14 protein-coding genes are annotated in these 15,298 nt (G+C 60.8%); 6 read left to right on the top strand and 8 right to left on the bottom strand.

Annotated elements, in window-relative coordinates:
- The first annotated feature begins 75 nt into the window (after positions 1-75).
- The gene (locus AC1Q6I_RS27045) at positions 76-2,385 is read left to right on the top strand and encodes a hybrid sensor histidine kinase/response regulator (RefSeq protein ID WP_102625061.1); all 2,310 of its coding nucleotides are present in this window, start codon (positions 76-78) and stop codon (positions 2,383-2,385) included.
- Here AC1Q6I_RS27045 and AC1Q6I_RS27040 read toward each other — a convergent pair.
- The 3 genes from AC1Q6I_RS27040 to msrB form a co-directional block, all read right to left on the bottom strand.
- Complete coding sequence (locus AC1Q6I_RS27040) at positions 2,366-2,830, bottom strand: MarR family winged helix-turn-helix transcriptional regulator (protein WP_024074240.1); 465 nt, start codon at positions 2,828-2,830, stop codon at positions 2,366-2,368. The two genes, AC1Q6I_RS27045 and AC1Q6I_RS27040, sit on opposite strands and share 20 nt — an antisense overlap.
- Positions 2,827-3,312 carry a glutathione peroxidase gene (locus tag AC1Q6I_RS27035; RefSeq protein ID WP_024074239.1) on the bottom strand — a complete coding sequence of 162 codons (486 nt, stop codon included), beginning with the start codon at positions 3,310-3,312 and terminating at the stop codon, positions 2,827-2,829. Before AC1Q6I_RS27035 ends, AC1Q6I_RS27040 begins: the two co-directional genes overlap by 4 nt.
- A gap of 125 nt (positions 3,313-3,437) precedes the next feature.
- Positions 3,438-3,830, bottom strand: coding sequence for a peptide-methionine (R)-S-oxide reductase MsrB (gene msrB / locus AC1Q6I_RS27030; RefSeq protein WP_024074238.1), 393 nt, complete (start codon positions 3,828-3,830; stop codon positions 3,438-3,440).
- Positions 3,831-4,031: 201 nt separating this feature from the next.
- Here msrB and AC1Q6I_RS27025 point away from each other — a divergent pair, with 201 nt between their 5' ends.
- Both AC1Q6I_RS27025 and htpX read left to right on the top strand, forming a co-directional pair.
- Positions 4,032-5,243: a pyridoxal phosphate-dependent aminotransferase gene (locus AC1Q6I_RS27025; RefSeq protein ID WP_024074237.1), complete on the top strand. Its 1,212-nt coding sequence runs from the start codon at positions 4,032-4,034 to the stop codon at positions 5,241-5,243.
- Positions 5,244-5,546: 303 nt separating this feature from the next.
- The gene (gene htpX, locus AC1Q6I_RS27020; RefSeq protein ID WP_024074236.1) at positions 5,547-6,434 is read left to right on the top strand and encodes a protease HtpX; all 888 of its coding nucleotides are present in this window, start codon (positions 5,547-5,549) and stop codon (positions 6,432-6,434) included.
- Positions 6,435-6,492: 58 nt separating this feature from the next.
- Here the strand turns inward: htpX and AC1Q6I_RS27015 are convergent, their stop codons facing one another.
- Positions 6,493-7,149, bottom strand: a complete 657-nt coding sequence (locus AC1Q6I_RS27015; RefSeq protein ID WP_024074235.1) for a thiopurine S-methyltransferase — start codon at positions 7,147-7,149, stop codon at positions 6,493-6,495.
- A 103-nt stretch (positions 7,150-7,252) separates the two neighbouring features.
- On the opposite strand from AC1Q6I_RS27015, the gene AC1Q6I_RS27010 reads away from it, so the two are divergent.
- Positions 7,253-8,020 (top strand): DODA-type extradiol aromatic ring-opening family dioxygenase, encoded by a 768-nt coding sequence (locus AC1Q6I_RS27010; protein ID WP_024074234.1) that lies wholly within the window; start codon positions 7,253-7,255, stop codon positions 8,018-8,020.
- Positions 8,021-8,122: 102 nt separating this feature from the next.
- Here the strand turns inward: AC1Q6I_RS27010 and AC1Q6I_RS27005 are convergent, their stop codons facing one another.
- Complete coding sequence (locus AC1Q6I_RS27005) at positions 8,123-9,796, bottom strand: DEAD/DEAH box helicase (RefSeq protein WP_024074233.1); 1,674 nt, start codon at positions 9,794-9,796, stop codon at positions 8,123-8,125.
- Positions 9,797-10,218: 422 nt separating this feature from the next.
- Here AC1Q6I_RS27005 and AC1Q6I_RS27000 point away from each other — a divergent pair, with 422 nt between their 5' ends.
- On the top strand, positions 10,219-11,010 hold the full coding sequence (locus AC1Q6I_RS27000) for a crotonase/enoyl-CoA hydratase family protein (protein WP_102625062.1): 792 nt from the start codon (positions 10,219-10,221) through the stop codon (positions 11,008-11,010).
- Positions 11,011-11,125: 115 nt separating this feature from the next.
- On the opposite strand, the gene AC1Q6I_RS26995 is transcribed toward AC1Q6I_RS27000, so the two are convergent.
- Positions 11,126-11,881 carry a spermidine synthase gene (locus AC1Q6I_RS26995; RefSeq protein ID WP_069075562.1) on the bottom strand — a complete coding sequence of 252 codons (756 nt, stop codon included), beginning with the start codon at positions 11,879-11,881 and terminating at the stop codon, positions 11,126-11,128.
- Between the two features lie 125 nt (positions 11,882-12,006).
- On the opposite strand from AC1Q6I_RS26995, the gene AC1Q6I_RS26990 reads away from it, so the two are divergent.
- Entirely contained in the window at positions 12,007-13,353 is a 1,347-nt protein-coding gene (locus AC1Q6I_RS26990) for a class II 3-deoxy-7-phosphoheptulonate synthase (RefSeq protein ID WP_041160874.1), read from the top strand.
- A gap of 413 nt (positions 13,354-13,766) precedes the next feature.
- Here the strand turns inward: AC1Q6I_RS26990 and AC1Q6I_RS26985 are convergent, their stop codons facing one another.
- Together AC1Q6I_RS26985 and AC1Q6I_RS26980 are read right to left on the bottom strand one after the other, a co-directional pair.
- Positions 13,767-14,984 carry a winged helix-turn-helix domain-containing protein gene (locus AC1Q6I_RS26985; RefSeq protein WP_102625063.1) on the bottom strand — a complete coding sequence of 406 codons (1,218 nt, stop codon included), beginning with the start codon at positions 14,982-14,984 and terminating at the stop codon, positions 13,767-13,769.
- A 45-nt stretch (positions 14,985-15,029) separates the two neighbouring features.
- Entirely contained in the window at positions 15,030-15,236 is a 207-nt protein-coding gene (locus tag AC1Q6I_RS26980; RefSeq protein WP_024074228.1) for a DUF1127 domain-containing protein, read from the bottom strand.
- Between the last annotated feature and the right edge of the window lie 62 nt (positions 15,237-15,298).

Here is a 15,298-nt window from a genome sequence, read left to right as displayed (position 1 = left end):
CCGGGCAAGCCAGAGCCTGTGGATGTTCAGCTATGCTTGCCGGGCGAAGGGACACGTGAAGTGGTTCAACACTCGATGGATATCAAGTTCGCCCACCGCTTGTCTTATAAACAAGCCAGATTGACGGTGCTGGTCGGTTTCGTCTTGGGAACCTTGCTCAGCCTTATCCAAATCGGCATTGATTATGCCAGCGAAGACGCATCCATCAACCGTGAAATTCGTTCCCTGATCGAAATCAGCCATAACCCCGCGTCTCGCATTGCCTACAACATTGACGCCGAACTGGCCCAGGAATTGACCCTGGGTTTGTTGCATTCCCCCGCTATCATCCGCGCACAGTTGATCGACAACAACGGCGTGGTGCTGGCCGACGTCGACCGACCGCGCAAGGAAAGCCCGTATCGGCCCTTCAGCGACTTCCTGTTCGGCGCCAACCGCCAGTTTGAAGACCGCCTTTTCCTCAGCCATATGCCCAACGAAGCCCTGGGCGTGTTGCGCCTGGACGTTGACACCTACGCTTTTGGCAGTCGCTTCCTGCGTCGCGCCGAAATCACCTTGCTCAACGGCTTCGCGCGCAGCCTGCTGCTGACGGGGATCTTGCTGGGCCTGTTCTACACCATGCTGACCCAGCCTCTGGTGCGCATCATTCGTGAGCTGAGCACCCGTAAACAGGCACGCCTGGACTGCCCGCCAGGGCATGAACACGATGAAATCGGTGTGCTGGTCAACGTCGCCAACCAGCAATTCGAAAACATGGAAACCGAGATACAGCAGCGTCGCCACGCCGAGGACCGTCTCACCGAGTACCTGGGGCAACTCGAGGACATCGTCTCCGCCCGCACCCTTGAGCTCAAGGCCAGCAACCAGCGCCTGAGCCAGTCCAACAAGGAACTGCAGGCGGCAAAGCTGACCGCCCTGAACATGGCCCAGGCGCGGGCGGCGTTCCTGGCGAATATGAGCCACGAAATCCGCACACCGCTCAATGGCTTGCTGGGCATGATCGCACTGTCCCTGGACAGCCCGCTGACCGCCGAACAACGCCAACAACTGTCGATCGCCCACGACTCCGGCAAAGTACTGGTGGAATTGCTCAACGATATTCTCGACCTGTCCAAGTTCAACGCCGGCCAGTTGGAGCTGGAACGCATCCCCTTCGACCTGGGCTCGCTGGTGGAAGACACCGCCAACCTGCTGTCGCAGAACGCCGCGCCCAGTGTCGAACTGACGTGCCTGATCGACCCGCAGTTTCCGGCCCAGGTGCTCGGCGATCCGACGCGCGTGCGGCAGATCGTCAGTAACCTGCTGTCCAACGCCCTCAAGTTCACGCGCTTTGGCCGTGTGGATGTTCGCCTCAGCGCCCACGATGGCCGGGTCAAAATTGATGTATGCGATACCGGTATCGGCATTGCCCAGGACGCACAGGTCAAGATCTTCCAACCGTTCACCCAGGCCGGCGCGGGGATTACCCGGCAGTTTGGCGGCACCGGCCTGGGCCTGGCACTGACCCATAACCTGTGCGAGGCAATGAAGGGGCGGTTGAGCATCAGTTCGGAGGTCGGCTTTGGCAGCCAGTTCTGCGCCGACCTGCCCCTGCCAGCCCATTTGCCCGCCACCCGGCAACCGCCGCTCAAAGGTGAAGTGCTGGTCATTACCAACGCCGGCAGCGGCCTGACGGAACTGCTCACCACCCTGCTGCCCCACTGGGGGCTGACCGCCCATTGTCGTGCCCTGGATGATGATTTGAGCGGGCAAGCCCCGGACCTGCTGATCACCGACTGCCCGGAGTGCCTGTTTCGCCTGCGGCCGGCGATCACGGCGCCGATCCTGCTGGTGACCGCTTATGGCAATTTCATGCCCAGCGAAGAAGTCGCGGCGCTGGCGCCATTACAGCAACAGGCTCGCCCGTTGAGCCGTACCGCGCTGTACCAGATCCTGCAACGCAACCTGCGCAGTGATCCACAACTGATCCTTGAGTCCATCCCGCTCGACGCCGCGCCGCCTGCAAACCGCGCGCGGATCCTGCTGGTGGAGGACAACCCGGTCAATCAACTGGTGGCCAAGGGCATGCTGAGCAAGCTGGGTTGCGAAGTGATCGTCGCCGCCCATGGTGGCGAGGCGCTCAAGTGCCTCGAAGAGCGCCCCTTCGACATGGTGCTGATGGACTGCAACATGCCGGTGATGGACGGTTACGAAGCCAGCCGGCAGATTCGCCGCAGCGGACGCTGGCCAGACCTGCCCATTGTCGCTTTGACGGCCAACGCGCTGTCGGAGGAGCGCGAGCGTTGCCGTGCCGCGGGAATGAATGATTACCTGGCCAAGCCGTTCCGCCGGGAAGAACTCAACGCCCTGCTGGACCTGTGGGTGCCTAAGGCGACAACGCTCTGATCTGAGCCAGCAATTGGTCCAGGCCGTCGCGCAGGGCGTCGGCCTGGTTGAGGTCGACGCCGCTGTCGCACAGCAATCGGGTTTTCAATTGATGGGCCTGGCCGCGCAATTGCACCCCGGCTTCGCTCAGGCTCAAATGCACTTCACGCTCATCGCGCAGGCTGCGTTGGCGCTTCACGGCGCCAAGCTGCTCCAGGCGCTTGAGCAACGGCGTCAAGGTGCCCGAATCGAGCATCAGGCGCTCACCCAAGGCCTTGACCGTGGCCTGGGTCGCCGCTGCGTCATGCCATTCCCACAGCACCAGCATCACAACGTATTGCGGGTACGTCAGGCCCAACTGGTCCAGCATCGGCTTGTAGGCGCGTGTCACCGCCCGCGACGCCGCGTAGAGCTTAAAACACAGCTGGTCGTCCAGGGCCAGGGACACGGAAGGTACGCCAGTCATTTGAGCAGGGCTTCGATCTCTTGGGTCAAGTCCTGCGGCTTGGTCGTCGGGGCAAAGCGCTTGACGACCTGACCGTCGCGGCCGATCAGGAATTTGGTGAAGTTCCACTTGATGCCCTTGGAGCCCAGCAGGCCCGGCGCCTGTTTTTTCAACTGCACAAACAGGGGATGGGCCGCGCTGCCGTTGACATCGATCTTCTTGAACAGTGGAAAGCTGACGCCGAAGTTCAGCTCGCAGAACTCGGAAATCGCGCCTTCGTTGCCCGGTTCCTGCTTGCCGAACTGGTTGCAGGGGAACCCCAGCACCACCAGGCCCTTGTCCTTATAGGTCTGCCAAAGCTGCTCCAGCCCCTTGTACTGCGGGGTAAAACCGCACTTGCTGGCGGTATTGACCACCAGGATGGCCTTGCCGGCGTAATCGGCCAAGGTCTTTTGCTCACCCTTGATGGTGGTGCAAGGGATACTCAGCAGGTTGTCGCTCATGGCAGTGCCTCGAATCGGGAGAGAAGCGAAAACATAGCGCTCAATTCAATTGCGTGCAATTTAATTGATCGGACTGATACCTCGCCATAGATCGTCCCTGCCGACATCACAGGGACGCCTCACGCTCAACGTGGCACCAGGTCCAGGCACACCGAGTTGATGCAATAACGCAGGCCCGTCGGCGGCGGACCGTCGGGAAACACATGCCCAAGGTGCGCATCGCACTTGGCGCAGGTGACTTCGGTGCGGATCATGCCGTGGCTGACATCGCGGATCTCGATCATCGCGCTGTCGGCGATCGGCTCATAAAAGCTCGGCCAGCCGCACCCGGAGTCGAATTTGGCCTTGGAGTCGAACAGTGGCTCATTGCAGCATATGCAGTGGTACACGCCATCCGTCTTGGTGTCGTTGTACTTACCGCTGAAAGGCCGCTCGGTGCCTTTGAGCCGGCACACGTTGTACTGCTCTGGATCGAGCATTGCCTTCCACTCTTCAACCGTTTTTTGCAACTTTTCCATCGATACACCTCGGCAACTTAAAAAGCCTGATCTGTGTCTTTTCCATGAACCAGGCGGCACGTATGATTGCGCCTCTTCAACACGCCAGTCTGGCACCCGCGTTAGCGGCATTCAAACGTATTTATGGGTGCACCAACGCAGGATTCCCGGCACGGTAGGCTCCGCACCGTCTGGATCGTTCATTTTCAGGATCACATCGCCATGCAGGTCAGCAAATCGAACAAGCTCGCCAACGTCTGCTACGACATTCGCGGCCCAGTGCTCAAGCACGCCAAGCGCCTGGAAGAGGAAGGCCATCGCATCCTCAAGCTGAACATTGGCAACCCGGCGCCCTTTGGTTTCGAAGCACCGGACGAAATTCTCCAGGATGTGATCCGCAACCTGCCCACCGCCCAAGGCTACAGCGACTCCAAGGGACTGTTCAGTGCGCGCAAGGCGGTCATGCAGTACTACCAGCAGAAGCAGGTCGAAGGTGTTGGCATTGAAGACATCTACCTGGGCAATGGCGTGTCCGAGCTGATCGTGATGTCGATGCAGGCCTTGCTCAACAACGGCGACGAAGTGCTGGTGCCAGCGCCCGACTACCCGCTGTGGACCGCTGCGGTGACCCTGGCCGGTGGCCATCCGGTGCATTACCTGTGCGACGAGGGCGCCGACTGGTTCCCGGACCTGGCCGACATCAAGGCCAAGATCACCCCGAACACCAAGGCCCTGGTGATCATCAACCCGAACAACCCCACTGGCGCGGTGTACTCCAGGGAAGTGTTGCAGGGCATGCTCGAACTCGCACGCCAACACAACCTGGTAGTGTTCTCCGACGAGATCTACGACAAGATCCTCTACGACGACGCCGTGCATATCTGCACCGCGTCCCTGGCGCCGGACCTGCTGTGCCTGACCTTCAATGGCCTGTCCAAGTCCTATCGCGTGGCGGGCTTCCGCTCCGGCTGGATCGCCATCTCCGGTCCCAAGCACAATGCCCAGAGCTACATCGAAGGCATCGATATGCTGGCCAATATGCGCCTGTGCGCCAACGTACCGAGCCAGCATGCGATCCAGACGGCGCTGGGTGGCTACCAGAGCATCAACGACCTGGTATTGCCCCAGGGCCGCCTGCTTGAACAGCGCAACCGCACCTGGGAACTGCTCAACGATATCCCAGGAGTCAGTTGCGTGAAGCCAATGGGCGCGCTGTATGCCTTCCCGCGGATCGACCCGAAGGTCTGCCCGATTCTCAACGACGAGAAGTTCGTACTCGACCTGCTGCTGTCGGAAAAGCTGCTGGTGGTGCAAGGCACAGCGTTCAACTGGCCGTGGCCGGATCACTTCCGCGTGGTGACCTTGCCGCGTGTGGATGACCTGGAAATGGCCATTGGTCGTATCGGCAACTTCCTCAAGTCCTATCGCCAGTAAGGGCCATGGCGCTGTACGACCGGCATTCGGTCGTACAGCGATTATCTGGCAACACTTCTTTGCCTTCATTCTCCCCGGCAGGTCCGTTGCCCCCTGCAAAGCATCTACCCCCTGTAATTACAGGGCGGCAAGGGGATGGGAGACCGATAACATGCGAGATTTCTTGTCGGAAAATCCTTTCAAGGCTTTACATTCAGGCTGTAGGACACAGTTTGAAATAGTCGCTCGGTTGAATCACCCCAGGCCGCACCTTATATACCCCGCAGTACGCGACATATTAAGCATGAGGAGAACTCTACAACCATGATGCGCATCCTGCTGTTCTTGGCCACTAACCTGGCGGTCGTGCTGATTGCCAGCATCACCCTGAGCCTTTTCGGCTTCAACGGGTTCATGGCGGCCAACGGGGTTGATCTGAACCTCAATCAGCTGCTGATTTTCTGTGCGGTCTTTGGTTTTGCCGGCTCGCTGTTCTCGCTGTTCATTTCCAAGTGGATGGCGAAGATGAGCACCAGCACCCAGGTCATCACCCAGCCACGTACCCGCCACGAGCAATGGCTGCTGCAAACCGTTGAGCAGTTGTCCCGCGAGGCAGGCATCAAGATGCCCGAGGTCGGGATCTTCCCGGCCTATGAAGCCAACGCCTTTGCCACCGGCTGGAACAAGAACGACGCGCTCGTTGCAGTGAGCCAGGGCATGCTGGAACGCTTCTCGTACGATGAAGTGAAGGCGGTACTGGCCCACGAGATCGGCCACGTGGCCAACGGTGACATGGTCACCCTGGCGCTGGTCCAGGGCGTGGTGAACACCTTCGTGATGTTCTTCGCGCGGATCATCGGCAACTTTGTCGACAAGGTGATCTTCAAGAACGAAGAAGGCCGTGGCATTGCCTATTTCGTGGCGACCATCTTCGCCGAAGTGGTGCTGGGCTTCCTGGCCAGCGCGATCGTGATGTGGTTCTCGCGCAAACGCGAATTCCGCGCAGACGAAGCGGGGGCCCGCCTGGCCGGTACCGGGGCGATGATCGCAGCCCTGCAACACCTGCGCTCCGAACAGGGCCTGCCGGTGCATATGCCGGACAGCCTGACCGCATTCGGCATCAACGGCGGTATCAAGCAGGGCCTGGCACGCATGTTCATGAGCCACCCGCCGCTGGAAGAGCGGATCGACGCACTGCGTCGTCGCGGCTGATAACCCGCAGTCACGCAAAAAGGGGCGATCTGATCGCCCCTTTTTTTGTGCGTGCGATTTACCCCTTGGTCAAGCGATAGACACGCTCTTCAAGGCGCGTGACGCCGTCCTGAACGAACTTCCAGCTATCGCCCAGGATGTCCTGCTCCTCGAGGATGTCCAAGGTCCAATGTGCGCCCAACAATACTTTCACCTCTTCATCGGTGACCGCAAAGGGCGGGCCGGCCTTTTGCGTCTGATCGTAATCGAGGGTGATCAGCAGCCCCTTGCAGCCCGAACCCAGCAGGCGATTGAGATGCTCGGTGTATTGCGCCCGCATCAGCGGCGGCAGTGCAATCAACGCCGCGCGATCATAGAGCGCGCAGCAATCGGCCACGGCCTCAGCATCGAGGGCGAAGAAGTCGCCGCACCACACCTCGATCACATCAGCCTGATACACGCTGAACACGCCGTGCTGGCTGATACGTGGCGTCAGCCCCTGCTCGCTGAAGAAGGCTTGCACCGCCTGCTCCGATAACTCCACCCCCAGCACGGGGTGCCCATGGCTGGCCAGCCACACCAGGTCCAGGCTTTTGCCACACAGCGGCACCAACACTTTTGCTCCATCCGCCAAGCCCAGTTGCGGCCAATGCCGTTGCAGATGTGGATTGACCTGCGGCAAGTGAAAGCCGATCTGATTGCGCGCCCAGCGCTCCCGCCAAAATGTAGGCTCCATAAATCACCCTGAAAATTCGATCAAAAGGCGCTAAAACTTATATTAGATTTAGATCAATGATCTGATTGAAGATAGCGCCATATTAACGCTCAGGATCCCTCCTATGTTCCCCAGCCTATTTATCTCTCACGGTTCGCCCATGCTCGCCCTGCAACCGGGTGCCAGCGGCCCGGCCCTGCAGCGCCTGGCCGCTGAACTGCCACGGCCCAAGGCGATCGTGGTGGTGTCGGCGCATTGGGAGAGCCAGGAACTACTGGTCAGCGGCGGCGCCGCCCCCGAAACCTGGCATGACTTCGGCGGCTTCCCGCGCGAATTGTTCGCGGTCCAATACCCAGCGCCGGGCGATCCGCAACTGGCCGCCGAAATTGTCGAACTGTTGCATGCCGATGGCCTGAATGCCCGCATCGACGAGCATCGCCCGTTCGACCATGGCACATGGGTACCGTTGTCGCTGATGTACCCGGCGGCGGATATTCCAGTGGTACAGGTCTCCCTCCCCAGTCGCATGGGCCCTGCCCTGCAGACACGAGTCGGGCATGCTCTGGCCAGCCTGCGCGAACAAGGTGTGCTGCTGATCGGCTCCGGCAGCATCACCCACAACCTGGGTGAACTGAACTGGCACGCCGGCCCCGAGAGCATCGAACCGTGGGCGCGGGAGTTCCGCGATTGGGTGGTGGACAAGCTCGCTGCCAATGACGAAGCCGCGCTGCACGACTATCGCCGCCAGGCGCCCCATGCAGTGCGCAGCCATCCCAGCGATGAGCATTTGTTGCCCCTGTACTTCGCGCGGGGTGCCGGGGGGCCCTTCAGCGTGGCGCACCAGGGCTTCACCCTGGGGGCCCTGGGCATGGACATCTATCGCTTTGGCTGATGGAGATCTAAATGTGGGGGCCCACCCCTTTTCCACATGACAAAAAAAATCCCCGAACCAGTCGGGGATTTTTTATGTGCGATCAATCAGCCCAAGGGCGGATCAATCTTCGCGGTAGCGACGCAGTTTGAGCTGCTTACCGGCAACGCGAGTGTCTTTCAGCTTGGTCAGCAGTTTTTCCAGACCGTCTTCCGGCAGTTCCACCAAGGAGAAGCTGTCACGGACCTGGATACGACCGATGGCTTCACGTGCCAGGCCACCCTCGTTGAGGATAGCGCCCAGCAGGTTCTTAGCCGCGATACCGTCACGCGCGCCCAGCGCGGTACGGCAACGAGCACGACCTTCAGCCAATGGGACCGGAGCACGACGCTCACGATCACCACGGTCTGGACGGTCGCCCGAACGCTCTGGACGATCACCGCGTGGCGCGCTGTTCGGAACCAGTGGACGTTCTTTCTCGATGGCTGCCAGGGTCAGGGCCTGACCGTTGGTGGCCTTGCGCAGCAGGGCTGCGGCCAGGGCACGCGGGGTGCAACCGATATCGGCGGTCAGGCGGTCCAGCAGGTCGCCGTGGGTCGACTCAGCGTCAGCCACCAGCGGCGCCAGGCTGTTGGTCAGTTTCTTGATGCGGGCATCGAGAACGGCCTGGGCATCCGGCAGGCGGACCTCGGCAACCTTCTGGCCGGTGACACGCTCGATCACTTGCAGCATGCGGCGCTCACGCGGAGTCACCAGCAGCAGTGCACGACCTTCGCGACCGGCACGGCCAGTACGGCCAATACGGTGAACGTAGGACTCTGGATCGTAAGGCATGTCAACGTTGAACACGTGGGTGATACGTGGAACGTCGAGGCCACGGGCAGCAACGTCGGTCGCCACAACGATGTCCAGACGGCCATCCTTGAGGGAGTCGATCACGCGCTCACGTTGGTTCTGGGCGATGTCACCGTTCAGCGCAGCGGCTTTGTAGCCTTTGGCTTCGAGGGCACTGGCCAGGTCCAGGGTCGCTTGCTTGGTGCGCACGAACATGATCAGGGCGTCGAAGTCTTCGACTTCCAGCAAGCTCAATACAGCCGAGGTCTTCTGGTCAGCGTGAACCAACAGGTGAGCCTGTTCGATCGCGGTAACGGTCTGGGTCTTGGTCTGGATCTTCACGTGTTGCGGATCGCGCAGATGGCGTTCGGCAATGGCACGGATCGACTGTGGCAGGGTGGCCGAGAACAGTACGGTCTGACGGGTCGGTGGCAGCGCCTTGAAGATGACTTCCAGGTCATCCATGAAGCCCAGCTTCAACATTTCGTCAGCTTCGTCCAGAACCAGGTGGTTCACGGTCGACAGGACTTTCTCGTCACGACGCAGGTGGTCACACAGGCGACCCGGGGTGGCGACAACGATCTGTGCGCCATTACGGATTGCTTTCAGTTGTGGGCCCATTGGCGCACCGCCATAGACGGCCACAACGGTAACGCCCGGCATTTGCTTGGCGTAGGTTTCAAAAGCGGTTGCTACTTGCAGCGCCAACTCACGAGTTGGCGCCAGGATCAGGGCTTGCGGTTCGCGCTTGGCAGGATCGATGCAGTGCAGGATAGGCAGGGCGAACGCGGCGGTTTTGCCGGTACCGGTTTGCGCCTGGCCAATCATGTCCTGGCCGGCCATGATGATCGGGATCGATTGCTGCTGAATCGCCGAAGGTTCTTCGTAGCCGGTCGCAATGACGGCAGCAAGAATGTTCGGGTTAAGATTAAAAGCGGCGAAGCCGCCGGTTTCCTGGGTCATGGGTCTGCCTCTAAGTGCATCCGCAAAGACCCATGCTCCAAAGCTGCGCATGCCGTGTTGAGACTCAAGAGTCGCCCTGGCTGCTTTGTCGGCGGGGATTTGCGAAAACGAATGAATGAAAAAGATTCGTCAAGGAAGAGTCCGCTGTGCGGACGTGCAGCCGAAGCTGACTTCGGGGAATTGCGCTACCTAAACGCGGCCCGGTTAAAGGCCGGCGCGCACTATACCGGAAATAGCTGAAAAAGGGAGCTTTTTTTATCGCCAAGCGCCGATAAACCGCACCGCGTCACAGCCTTTGCAGTTAAGTGCGGCAGGGTCTATTTTTCAAAGGCCCGGCCCTGTTGGCCAGAACACTTAAACGGTTCACCTCCCCCGTGAGACCTTTGGTCTGAAACCTTCCCCTGCGCCCGAGGGCACACCCGATGAATCAAGCCAGCAGCAGCCGCGTCAGCCGTGAACTCCGGGACCATGTCCTGCTGTTAGGCCTGGACAGGGTAGCCAAGCGCAACGCCTTTGACCTGGATCTACTCAATGAGCTGAGCCTGGCCTATGGCGAATTTGATCGAAACGATGAGGCTCGGGTTGCGGTGGTCTTTGCCCATGGCGACCACTTCACCGCCGGGCTGGACCTGGCCAATGTCAGCGGCGTGATGGCGGGGGGTTGGCAGCCCCCGCTGGGGGGCTGTGATCCGTGGGGGGTATTCGCCGGCCCCAGGGTCAGCAAACCGGTGATCGTCGCCGCGCAGGGCTACTGCCTGACCATCGGTATCGAGTTGATGCTGGCAGCGGATATCAATCTCTGCGCCAGCAACACCCGCTTCGCGCAGATGGAAGTCCAGCGGGGGATCTTTCCCTTTGGCGGTGCGACGTTGCGCTTTCATCAGATCGCCGGCTGGGGGAACGCCATGCGCTGGCTGCTCACCGGCGATGAGTTCGACGCCCACGAAGCCCTGCGCCTGGGGTTGGTGCAAGAGGTCATGGCCAGCGAAGACCTGCTGCCCCGCGCCATTGAACTGGCCAGCCGTATTGCGCGCCAGGCACCGCTCGGCGTGCAGGCCACCTTGATGTCGGCACGCCTGGCGCGGATGGAAGGCGAAACCGTGGCGGCGGCTGCGTTACCGCCGATGGTGGATAAATTGCTGAACAGCGAGGATGCCAAAGAAGGCGTGCGGGCGATGGTCGAGAAGCGGCCGGGGGTGTTCAAAGGCATTTGAGTTGGTAGTAGCGACGCCATCGGGGGCAAGCCCCCTCCCACATTTGGAACTCATTTCAAATATGGGAGGGTGGTGTGACGATTCGGCTTGCCCCCGATGGCGTCGCTACAGACAACTACGTCGCGGGCCGAATCGCCTTGATCAATGGCTGCAACGAATACCCCAAGCGCGGCGCCAAGGCTTCGGCGCGGGCCGTCAGTGCGTCGATGTCCAATGCTTGATCCAGCTCCGACGGTACCAGCAGGATCACATTGCCCTCCTTCACCGGCAGTTCCCAGTAATGCCGGTGATACAACCCACGCAGCAAGGCCGCACCCAGCGGCTTGCCATCGTCGGTGGCCCACTGGTTGATGACCAGCCAGCCGCCGGGGTTGAGTTTCTTCTGGCAGTTTTCCAGGAATGTCCAGGCCAGGTGCCCGACACCTGGACCGACATCGGTGTACAGGTCGACGAAAATCAGGTCTGCCGTTTCGGCAGTATCCAGCAACTCCAGGGCATCGCCGATACGGATGTACAAGCGCGGGTCATCGTCCAGCCCCAGGAACTCGATGGCCAGGCGCGGCACATCGGGGCGCAGCTCGATGGCTTCGACATCCTCCAGCGGCAGGAACCTGAGGCAGGCCTGGGTCAACGTACCGGCGCCCAAACCGAGGAACAACGCGCTCTCCGGCTGTTCATGGCACAACGCGCCAATCAGCATCGCGCGGGTGTAGTCGTACTCCAGCCAGCTCGGGTCGGCAGTGAACACACAGCTTTGCTCGATGGCATCGCCGAACTCAAGAAAACGGTAATCGGCCACTTCGAGCACACGGATCATGCCGAAATCATCATGGACTTCGGCCAGCAGGCGCTCGACACGCTCCTCGGTCATCACTACTCCTAAAAGGGTTTACCGCATGGCAAAGGCGCGATTGTCAGCCAACCGGCGGCAACAGGTCACGCACTAATTGCTGATAACATTGGCGTCCGACCGTCAATCAGCCAATCGAGTTCATGATGAGCCAACCCTGGAGCCCCGACAGCTGGCGCGCCCTGCCGATCCAGCAACAACCCCAGTACCCGGACGCTGCACACTTGCTGCAAGTGGAGCAGAACCTGGCCAGCTACCCGCCGCTGGTGTTCGCCGGGGAAGCCCGCGAGTTGCGCCGTCAGTTTGCCGAAGTGACCCAGGGTCGTGCATTCCTGCTGCAAGGCGGCGACTGCGCCGAGAGCTTCGCCGAGTTCTCCGCCGCGAAAATCCGCGACACCTTCAAGGTGCTGTTGCAGATGGCGATCGTGATGACCTTCGCCGCCGGTTGCCCGGTGGTGAAAGTCGGGCGCATGGCCGGCCAGTTCGCCAAGCCGCGCTCATCCAACGATGAAACCATCGACGGCATCACCCTGCCCGCCTACCGTGGCGATATCGTCAACGGCATCGGCTTCGACGAAAAAAGCCGTGTGCCGGATCCGGACCGCCTGCTGCAGTCCTACCACCAGTCCACCGCCACCCTCAACCTGCTGCGCGCATTTGCCCAGGGCGGGTTTGCCGACCTGCACCAGGTGCACAAGTGGAACCTGGACTTTATCGCCAACTCGGCCCTGGCCGAGAAGTACAGCCAGTTGGCGGACCGTATCGACGAAACGCTCGCGTTTATGCGCGCCTGCGGCATGGACAGTTCGCCGCAATTACGCGAAACCAGCTTCTTCACCGCCCACGAAGCCCTGCTGCTCAATTACGAACAAGCCTTTGTGCGCCGTGACAGCCTGACCAACGATTACTACGACTGCTCGGCCCATATGCTGTGGATCGGCGATCGCACCCGCCAGTTGGATGGCGCCCATGTCGAGTTCCTGCGCGGGGTCAACAACCCGATCGGGGTCAAGGTCGGCCCGAGCATGAACCCGGATGACCTGATCCGCTTGATCGACATCCTCAACCCGGACAACGACCCCGGCCGCCTGAACCTGATCGCGCGCATGGGTGCCAACAAGGTCGGTGACCACCTGCCTGCGCTGCTGCGTGCGGTGCAGCGCGAAGGCAAGCAGGTGCTGTGGAGCTCCGACCCGATGCACGGCAACACCATCAAGGCCAGCAGCGGCTACAAGACCCGCGATTTCGCGCAGATCCTGGGTGAGGTGAAGGAGTTCTTCCAGGTGCATGAAGCCGAAGGCACCTATGCCGGCGGGATTCATATCGAGATGACCGGACAGAATGTCACCGAATGCATCGGCGGCGCGCGGCCGATTACCGAGGATGGCTTGTCGGATCGCTACCACACCCACTGCGACCCACGGATGAATGCCGATCAGTCGCTGGAGCTGGCGTTCCTGATTGCCGAAACACTGAAACAGGTCAAACGCTAGGATGGACAACTGAACCGGTGGCAAGCCCCAATGCCGGTCAGTTAAGGAGACACACTGTAACTGTGGCGAGCGGGCTTGCCCTAATGCCGTTCAGTTAAGCGTACATCGCCTTCTGTAGGAGCGAGCTTGCTCGCGAAAAACGTCAACGATAACGCGTGTTTCCTGAGTGAACGCGGCGCCTGTGAGTTCTTCGCGAGCAAGCTCGCTCCTACAAAAAAGCCTTAACTGAACGGCATTAGGGCTTGCCCCGCGTTGGGGCGCGTAGCGGCCCTAAAACCAGTCTCCCGGTTCAACAAGAAGAAATGCGGTGACCTTATTGGGGCGGCCTCGCAGCCCAACGCGGGGCAAGCCCGCTCGCCACAATCAAACCCGCTTGCCGCAACACGCTTGTTCACCACACAAGTACCGTGCGCTTACAAGTGCAGCATGGCTATCCGCAACCGGGCGGCACTGGGCCGCTGGCAATTGAGCTGGAGGTGTTCCAGCCCCAGCCAGTCGGCCATTTGCCGCAGGTTCAGCGCCAACGCCTGCATCCCCTCCTCATCCAGCCCCGGCTCTTCCTCGTGCACCGCGTGCACGGCCAGGCGCCCATTGGCGCGTTCGGCACGCAGGTCGACTCGCGCGGCAATGCGCTCGTTGTGCAAGAACGGCAGCACGTAGTAGCCGTACACCCGCTTGTCCTGCGGGGTGTAGATCTCCAACCGATAACGGAAATCGAACAGCCGCTCGGTGCGACTACGCTCCCAGATCAGCGAATCGAACGGCGACAGCAATGCGCTGGCCGACACCTTGCGTGGCACCTTCGGCTCGGGCAGGCAATACGCCGGCTGCTTCCAACCTTGCACCTGACAGCTCAGTAATTGCCCGTCCTCCACCAGTTCAGCCAGGCGACTGCGACTGTCGGCAGGCTCCAGACGGAAGTAATCGCGCAGGTCTTTTTCAGTCCCGATGCCTAACGCGGTCGTGCTGTGCAATAACAAACCACGCTGGGCGTCGGCTTCACTCACCGAGGCTTGAAGCACCTCATCCGGAATCACCCGCTCCGGCAAATCATAGAGCCGCTCAAACCCGCGCCGGCCGGCAACGGTGACCAGGCCTGCGGCAAACAGCCATTCGAGCGCGTGCTTTTCATCACTCCAATCCCACCAGGGGCCGGCACGCTCTTCGCGGGTAGACAGGCTGCCAGCACCCAGGGCGCCCTGTTGCTCGACGATCTTCAGAACGCGCTGGATCGTGGCCTGCTGCTCACGCCCGAACCGCGCCATCTGCTGATAGATCCCCTGCCCCTGCTGCGCCCGTTGCATGCGCCAACGCATCAACGGGTACAACGCCATCGGCAGCAGCGAAGCTTCATGCCCCCAATACTCGAACAGCGAGCGCCGTCGCCCCTGGCTCCAGGCGGCCTGTTCAAGCAGCAAAGGGGAGTAAGTGCCCAAGCGGGAAAACAGCGGCAGGTAGTGGGAGCGCACCACGGCGTTCACCGAATCGATCTGCAACACACCGAGGCGCTCAATCACACGATTGAGGTGCGCGGCCCTGATCAGCGCAGGCGCCGGGCGCCCGGAAAATCCCTGGGCGGCCAGCGCCATGCGTCGAGCTTGCTTGAGGGAAAAGGACAGTTCAGCGGGCATGGACATCTCCTTGGGTGCTCGCGACCTACCCTACTGCATCCCAGGTCATTTTCGCAGCGGGTCTTCCCAGAAATGCCAGTGGCTTTCCCGCACCACGTCGGCACGACTAAGCCCGATATCCTTGAGCGCCGCGTCGCTCAACGTCGCCAACAACTGACGCTCATGGCGCAGCGTCTGCCAACGCACGAGCGTCTGCAACAGCCCGAAGAGCGGCCGCTTCGCCAGCCACACAAAACCTCTTTGACCTTTCATCTTCTCGCCCTCCCGTGGGGATGACGCGAGTGTGTACCTGGCCTTATGATCAATCCAACGAA

The sequence above is a fragment of the Pseudomonas sp. MPR-R2A5 genome, from assembly GCF_058793055.1.
The sequence above is the reverse complement of the archived record's forward strand: the minus strand, read 5'-3'. Positions and strand labels throughout refer to the sequence as shown.